We start from the raw sequence: 6,690 nt of genomic DNA on the forward strand, positions 1-6,690 counted from the left end.
ATGCCTCAGCGGCGGCGCGGACCAGCCATGACCGCATTTCCGTTGCCGCTCGACCTTCATCCGATGGAAGCCAAGGCCGCCGACGCAATTCCTGGCGGCGGCGGCCGTTGGCAATACGAACCGAAATGGGACGGGTTTCGCTGCCTCGTGTTCAAGGGCGACGATGCCGTCGATCTGCGCGCAAAATCAGGCAAGCCGCTTGGCCGCTATTTTCCCGAACTGGTCGCGGTGCTGCGCGATGTGAGCGAGCGGCGGTTTGTTGCCGACGGCGAGATCGTCATCGAGGTCGACGGATCGTCGTCATTCGAGGCCCTGCAAATGCGCCTTCATCCAGCGGAAAGCAGGATCCGCAAGTTGAGCCTGGAGACGCCTGCCATGCTGGTCCTGTTCGACATGCTGGCCGAACCCGGCGGCAGGATCATCATCGAAGAGCCTCTCACCACCAGGAGGCAGGCGATCGAGACCTTTGTCGCGGCGGCGGCACGGCTCGAACTGCACCTGTCCAAATACACGCACGACGCCACCACCGCCGAGCGCTGGCTGCAGGGCGCCGGCCACGGCTCGACCGACGGTGTCGTTGCAAAACTGATCACCGGGCCGTACCGGCCCGGCGAGCGCGCCATGGTCAAGGTCAAGCGGCTGCGCACGGCGGATTGCGTGGTAGGCGGCTTTCGCTATCTCGCCGGCAGCAACGAAGTCGGATCCCTGCTGCTCGGGCTCTACAACAAGGAAGGCAGGCTGGACCATGTCGGCTTCACCTCGACCATCGGCAAGGACGACAGGGCGGTGCTGACCAGACGGCTGGAAAAACTGCGGGCCAAACCGGGTTTCACCGGCAAGGCGCCGGGCGGACCAAGCCGCTGGAGCACGGAGCGCAGCGGCCAATGGGAACCGATAAAGCCTGAACTGGTGGTCGAGGTTCGGTTCGATCATGTGACAGGCGACCGGTTCCGGCACGGAACCAAGCTGTTGCGCTGGCGGCCGGACAAAGAGCCGCGGCAATGCACGTTCGAGCAGATCGAGTAAATCCGTCCCGAAGCACCGCTTCAAGGCGCCCCGTTCTGCCGCCGACCAGGGAACCAACGCAGAATTCACTGGTTCGAGACCCGTCCATTGGAGGTCCCGACATGCCAAACGCTGCAGATATTCTCGTCAACACCTTGATTGCCTGGGATGTGAAGGTCGTCTTCGGCCTGCCGGGAGACGGTATCAACGGCGTCATGGAGGCGCTGCGCAGAAACCAGGACAAGATATCGTTCGTTCAGGTGCGGCATGAGGAGTCCGCCGCCTTCATGGCCTGCGCCTATGCGAAATGGACCGGCAAGCTGGGCGTGTGCCTGGCCACGTCCGGCCCTGGCGGCACTCACCTTTTGACCGGGCTCTACGACGCCAAGCTCGACCAGGCGCCGGTGCTGGCGATCACCGGCATGCAGTTCCACGACCTGATCGAGACGTTTACCCAGCAGGACGTCGACCTGACCCGCGCATTCAGCGACGTCGCCATCTACAACGCCCATGTCTCGGACGCCGCCCATATGGAGAATGTGGCAAGCCTTGCCTGCCGTACGGCGCTCGCCCGCAAGGGCGTCGCGCATCTCTCTATCGCCAGCGACATCCAGGAACAGCCCGCCGATGCCGCCAAACGCTCCAAGCGCAACCGCCCCGCGCACACGCCTCAGGACATGTTTGCGGCACACGCCGTAGCGCAAGATACCGAGTTGGACAAAGCCGCTGCCATCCTCAACGAAGCCTCGCGCGTGGCAATCCTGGCCGGGCGGGGAGCTCTGGGGGCCATGCCAGAACTGGAAGAGACCGCAAGGCTGATGCAGGCTCCAGTCATCAAGGCGCTGCTCGGCAAGGCGGTGCTGCCCGACGACCATCCCTATACGACCGGCGGCATCGGCATGTTGGGAACCTTGCCTTCGCAGGAGGCGATGGAGAACTGCGACGCCGTCCTCATCGTCGGCTCGACCTTCCCTTACATCGAATATTACCCGAAGCCGAAGCAGGCGCGCGGCGTGCAGATCGATTGCGATGCACAGCGCATCGGCTTGCGCTTCCCGGTCGAGGCAGGGCTGGTAGGCGATGCCGCAGAAAGCTTGCGCGCGCTCAATCGGCGGCTCAGACAAAAGCCGACCAGCGAATTTCTGCATGATGCCCAGGCTTCGATGCAAAGATGGCGGCAGATGATGCGGCAATCGGAAGACAGGAATGCCCATCCGCTCAAGCCACAGCTTGTGGCTCGCGCCTTTGGCGAAAGGCTGGCCGCAGACACGGTGTTGGCGACGGATTCGGGCCAGAACACGGAGTTAGCGGCGCGCCATGTCGATCTCCGGCAGGGCCAGGCGTTCGGCGTCTCGGGAGCACTGGCTTCAATGGCCTGCGGCCTCAGCTACGCGATCGCCGCCGGTATCGCTTTCCCGGGACGGCCGATCGCTGCCATTGTCGGAGACGGCGGCTTTGCCATGCAGCTCGGCGAATTCTCGACGGCAGTACGCTACAAGATCCCGCTGAAAGTCTTGGTCATCAAGAACAACATGCTCAACCAGATCGCCTGGGAGCAGATGATGTTCCTGGGCAATCCGCAATTCGGCTGCGAATTGCAGCCGATCGATTTCGCCAAGGCGGCAGAAGCGATGGGCGGCAAGGGTTTCAGCATCGAGCGGGCCGACCAGTTGGGCAGCGTCCTGGATGAGGTTTTTGCGGCGGAAGGACCGGTCGTCGTAGAAGCGCTGGTCGATGCCTACGAGCCGATGATGCCGCCGAAAATGCCGCGCGACTATGCCAAGAATTTCGCTGCCGCAAACGCCCGGCCATGAAAGGATCGAGGAAAACATCTCCCGCCAGCCGATAAAGGCGATGATGGATGCCGGGAAATAGCTGTTACCAACCGAGCCCCGGCTGACTGCTGCCGAGGCTCGGAGGCGATCTTGTCGATCAAGCGGCTTCTTGCATTGCGCGTTCGTTGACACCGCTTTCGCCGAGCTTGGAAAGCGCTTCATCGGTCGCAACTTCTTCCTTGAGCGTTGCCCTGAGCAGCTCGACAACGTCGTTCTTGCCGAGTTCTTCCGCCCACGCGATCAAAGTGCCGTAACGAGCGATCTCGTAATGTTCGACAGCCTGCGCCGCACCGACAAGCCCGGCGTCGAGCGCGGGAGCACCGTTATACTCCTCGAGCACTTCCGAGCCCTCTTCGATGATGCCGTCAATCGCCGGACAGGTCTTGCCGCGAGCCGGCTTGCCGAATTTCTCGAACACCTCCTCGAGGCGGTCGACATGTCCTTCGGTTTCCATGCGGTGTTTCTCGAAGGCGGCGGTCACTTCTTCCGACTCGGCGCCCTTGGCCATTTTAGGCAGCGTTTTCAGTATCTTCTTCTCGGCGTAGTAGAGGTCTTTGAGCCCGTCGAGGAACAGATCCTCAAGGCCCTTGCTTGCCGCCTTCGCGGCCTTTTTCGTAGTCGCCATGATCCTCTCCCGAACGTTGGTGCCATCTCGCAAAAATGGAGGCGTCCCATAACCCTCCGATGGGAAACAAGTTCCCTGACGGTTCAAGAGCTTTGAAACTTTTTTCCGACCCGCTGTGTGGTGTCGCAAGGGGCCTCGACCTGCGGCAGCACTCGGCGAGGAAAGCGCAGTCAGCGCTCGCCGATATGCTCGACCAGGCGGGTATATTCGGCCTCGGCAAGGCCGTAGCCGCCATCGGCCAGTGCGACGAGACCGTCGCGATCGCGGATGATAATTTCGCCGCGGCGGGACCGGATGAGCCCGCGCCCCTCAAGCAGCTGCAGCGCGACCGTGACACCCGGGCGCCTTACGCCAAGCATGATCGACAGGAATTCGTGAGTGATCGTCAGCCGGTCGCCGGCCACCCGATCGTCACACATGAGCAGCCAGCGCGCCAGCCGGTCTTCGAGTTTCGATCGCGCGTTGACCAGCGCGGTGTAACCAGTCTGGACATGCAGATATTGCACGTAGCGCAGCAGGAACAGCCGCAGCGTCGGGCTTTGCGTCAGCGCCGCCTTGAACGGCTCGGCGTCGATCCTGGCGGCTTCTCCCGCCAGTTGGACGTAGCAATCATGGATCGTACGGTCGTCGCCCATCACCAAGGCGGAACCGGTCATACCTTCCAAGCCAATAAGGCCAACTTCCGCATCGCTGCCGTTCGGCATTTTCGCAACTACCGAACCAATGCCGTCCTCGAGAAAATAGATAGCCTCGATCGGCGATCCGGGTACTTCGAGCGATTGCCGCAGATCCAGGGAACAGCGCTCGAGGTGCGGCTCGAGAGATGCTAAATCGTCGGCGCTCATCCGGCGCAACAGCTTGTTCTTGTATAGATTTTTATTGGAAATTGCTGGATCAGACATAGCTAGCCCCAAAACAGGGCAAGAGCTCTTTTATCTCCCAGCCGTCCGCGCCCGGTATAACCTGCGGACGATAGCGCTGATATAAGCACTCAAAGGTATGGAGCCTACTAAATAAAAAAATGAGTCGATGCACGGCAGTTTCTCCTGCCGCTTGCCTACGAAAACATCCGACTGAAAGTTAGAGTTGGAAACGTACCAAAGATGGTTTGGTACGAAAACGACAATTGAGATCATCGGGCGCGAAAGAGCCCGTCGCGAGGGATGCAACGGGCTCCATTCGGGCGTCGTGGGCTACGCCCAGTGATCCAAATGAGGGGTGGGTTGGATCGCAGCAACAATGCAGGTGCAAGGCAGTCGTTCCCAAACTGTCTGCTTGGTAATTTCCGTACATTGAGTTTGGACGAGAGCGGCGCTAATTGAATTGGAAGCGCCCACACAGACATGGCGAGTGGACGCTTGAAAGACGCTTCGCGCTTTCGCCCTTTTCAAGGGAGGATGGCATGTCGATGCAAGGTGCAGCAACTCCAGCCGAACTGAGCGTGCTGAGAAAAGCCCTCGACGACTGCTGCCGCGAGTTGGGTGTTGCGGACGACAGTCCTGTCCGCGAGCGGTTGGCCGCCCGTATCATGTCGCTGTTCAACGAGGGTGTGCTCAGCGCCGATCTGAAAGAAGCGCTGGCCGCCGATCGCCAACACTAAGCTGCTGCTGTGGTGGTGTCCTCGGTGCCGAAAGGTTCGGCACCGGGTCGCCTTTTCTAGCCCGGGTCCTTGATTGGCCAGGGATCTTGCAAATCTTGTCTTTTCACGACAAAACGCCCGGCGTTTATTACGAAGCGGCAGGCGTTTTGGTCGTGGGCATACGCTAAATGCGCCCAAGCAGGACCAGGATGATGACGATAAGCAACACCAGGCCGAGGCCGCCACCACCGTAATAGCCGGTGCCATAGAACGGTCCGCCGCCCAACCCGCTGAAGCCGCCAAGCAAGGCAAGGACCAAGATGATGATGAGAATGGTTCCAAGGCCCATGATGTCTGCTCTCCTTGTTTGCGCTGCTGCCATTCGCGTCAGCGCGTCGCATTGTACAAAGGTATGAACGTACAAAGGTATGAACTCGCGAGGAGCATTCCTGTTCCGGCGGGACAGCAAGGCGTACGCTCATGCGTCGCGCAAAATGCCGGGCTGTGCCGTTAGAAAAATCCACGGAAGCGTGCCTGCGGAGAATGGCGTGACGGCCGCCTTGAACACCTGAGAACAGGCTGAATTCATTGGGAATTTGTTGGAACCTTCGCCCGTCCCGAACGGTTGTTTTCGTGGTCGCAACGCGACGACCCTCGTAAAAAAGGAGAAGCATCATGCTCACGAAAATTCTCGCAGCTTCGGCGCTTACGATCGGTCTGGCCACGTCAGCGATGGCCCAGAACGTCGGCGACCCCTCCGGAGCCGCTGCCGACGGTAGCGGGCGGACGGTCGTAGTTCCGGACAATGGTGTCCCTGACACCGGCACGGATTCGACCATCACCAACAGCATTCGCGATTTCTCAACGACGGATTCGAATGCCGACCGGAATTGCCCGCCGAGCCCGCAGGGGGCTATGCCCGATGCGACCGGCAAGGCTCCGGGCACGATGGCGCCGACGGTGAACGACAACCACTGCGGCAAGTAAGCGCCCGGTGATCACAGCCGGACGAGGCCGCGGAGGCTAGGCTCCGCGGTCGGCTCGTCTTGCGGCAAATCAGGTGCCTAAAAGCGCATCGCGTTCGATCGGCCTCTTGCGATGCGCTTTAGGTTCTTGTTTTCATGCATGTCGTTGTCGCAAAACCGCTGCACACTTTTGCGCGACACGCATTAACGGCCGCGATGGTCGAAGCTGACCGCGATCTCCCGACCGTCCAGCGCCCGAACGATGAAGCCAACCAGCTCCTCGTCGGTTTGCCGGAACCAGGGGAAGCGTTTGCGCAAATCGGCTATGACGACGGTGGTCGAGAGAATGTCACCGGGATGGTAGTCGGCCATGACGGTATGGACGGCTTTGTCGGCATCGATACCGATTCCAAGCGGCGACTTGATCTGCCCCACGGAAGCCTCCACCCATCTCTCCCCGCCGACGATAGCAAGACTGCGGCAAAGCGAAAGAGCTTGTACGATTCCGTACGGTCTGGCCGGTAGCGTTGCACTTTCCAGAACCCGGCTGGCGGTCTTTTGCATCATCCCAAGACCACTGTTTGGCGGGGGGGGGGGGGGGGGGGGCCCCCCCCCCCCCCCCCCCCCCCCCCCCCCCGCGGGCGGGGGGGGGGGGGGGGGGGCCCCCCCCCCCCCCCGAAG

General features: G+C 61.2%; 7 protein-coding genes and 1 pseudogene. 4 read left to right on the forward strand and 4 right to left on the reverse strand.

Translation table 11 applies throughout. The annotated features are described in order from the left end of the window. Nucleotides 1-27 precede the first annotated feature (27 nt). Together AC0L2P_RS05345 and AC0L2P_RS05350 are read left to right on the forward strand one after the other, a co-directional pair. Nucleotides 28-1,026, forward strand: a complete 999-nt coding sequence (locus AC0L2P_RS05345) for an ATP-dependent DNA ligase (protein ID WP_473500189.1) — start codon at nt 28-30, stop codon at nt 1,024-1,026. 101 nt (nt 1,027-1,127) lie between these two features. Next, a pseudogene (locus AC0L2P_RS05350) lies at nt 1,128-2,880 on the forward strand (thiamine pyrophosphate-dependent enzyme). Between the two features lie 57 nt (nt 2,881-2,937). On the opposite strand, the gene AC0L2P_RS05355 reads toward AC0L2P_RS05350, so the two are convergent. After that, the gene (locus tag AC0L2P_RS05355; protein WP_473500190.1) at nt 2,938-3,465 is read right to left on the reverse strand and encodes a YciE/YciF ferroxidase family protein; all 528 of its coding nucleotides are present in this window, start codon (nt 3,463-3,465) and stop codon (nt 2,938-2,940) included. A gap of 170 nt (nt 3,466-3,635) precedes the next feature. Continuing rightward, the gene (locus tag AC0L2P_RS05360; RefSeq protein ID WP_473500191.1) at nt 3,636-4,367 is read right to left on the reverse strand and encodes a Crp/Fnr family transcriptional regulator; all 732 of its coding nucleotides are present in this window, start codon (nt 4,365-4,367) and stop codon (nt 3,636-3,638) included. A gap of 500 nt (nt 4,368-4,867) precedes the next feature. Between AC0L2P_RS05360 and AC0L2P_RS05365 the strand changes: the two genes are divergently transcribed. Continuing rightward, a complete protein-coding gene (locus AC0L2P_RS05365) occupies nt 4,868-5,065 on the forward strand; it encodes a hypothetical protein (protein WP_254815757.1) in 198 nt (65 codons plus the stop codon). Nucleotides 5,066-5,228: 163 nt separating this feature from the next. Here the strand turns inward: AC0L2P_RS05365 and AC0L2P_RS05370 are convergent, their stop codons facing one another. After that, entirely contained in the window at nt 5,229-5,393 is a 165-nt protein-coding gene (locus AC0L2P_RS05370) for a DUF3309 family protein (protein WP_023677107.1), read from the reverse strand. Between the two features lie 326 nt (nt 5,394-5,719). On the opposite strand from AC0L2P_RS05370, the gene AC0L2P_RS05375 reads away from it, so the two are divergent. Further along, on the forward strand, nt 5,720-6,031 hold the full coding sequence (locus AC0L2P_RS05375; protein ID WP_473500192.1) for a hypothetical protein: 312 nt from the start codon (nt 5,720-5,722) through the stop codon (nt 6,029-6,031). Nucleotides 6,032-6,213: 182 nt separating this feature from the next. On the opposite strand, the gene AC0L2P_RS05380 is transcribed toward AC0L2P_RS05375, so the two are convergent. After that, nucleotides 6,214-6,456, reverse strand: a complete 243-nt coding sequence (locus AC0L2P_RS05380) for a hypothetical protein (RefSeq protein ID WP_473500193.1) — start codon at nt 6,454-6,456, stop codon at nt 6,214-6,216. Between the last annotated feature and the right edge of the window lie 234 nt (nt 6,457-6,690).

It is taken from the genome of Mesorhizobium sp. WSM4836, assembly GCF_055811815.1.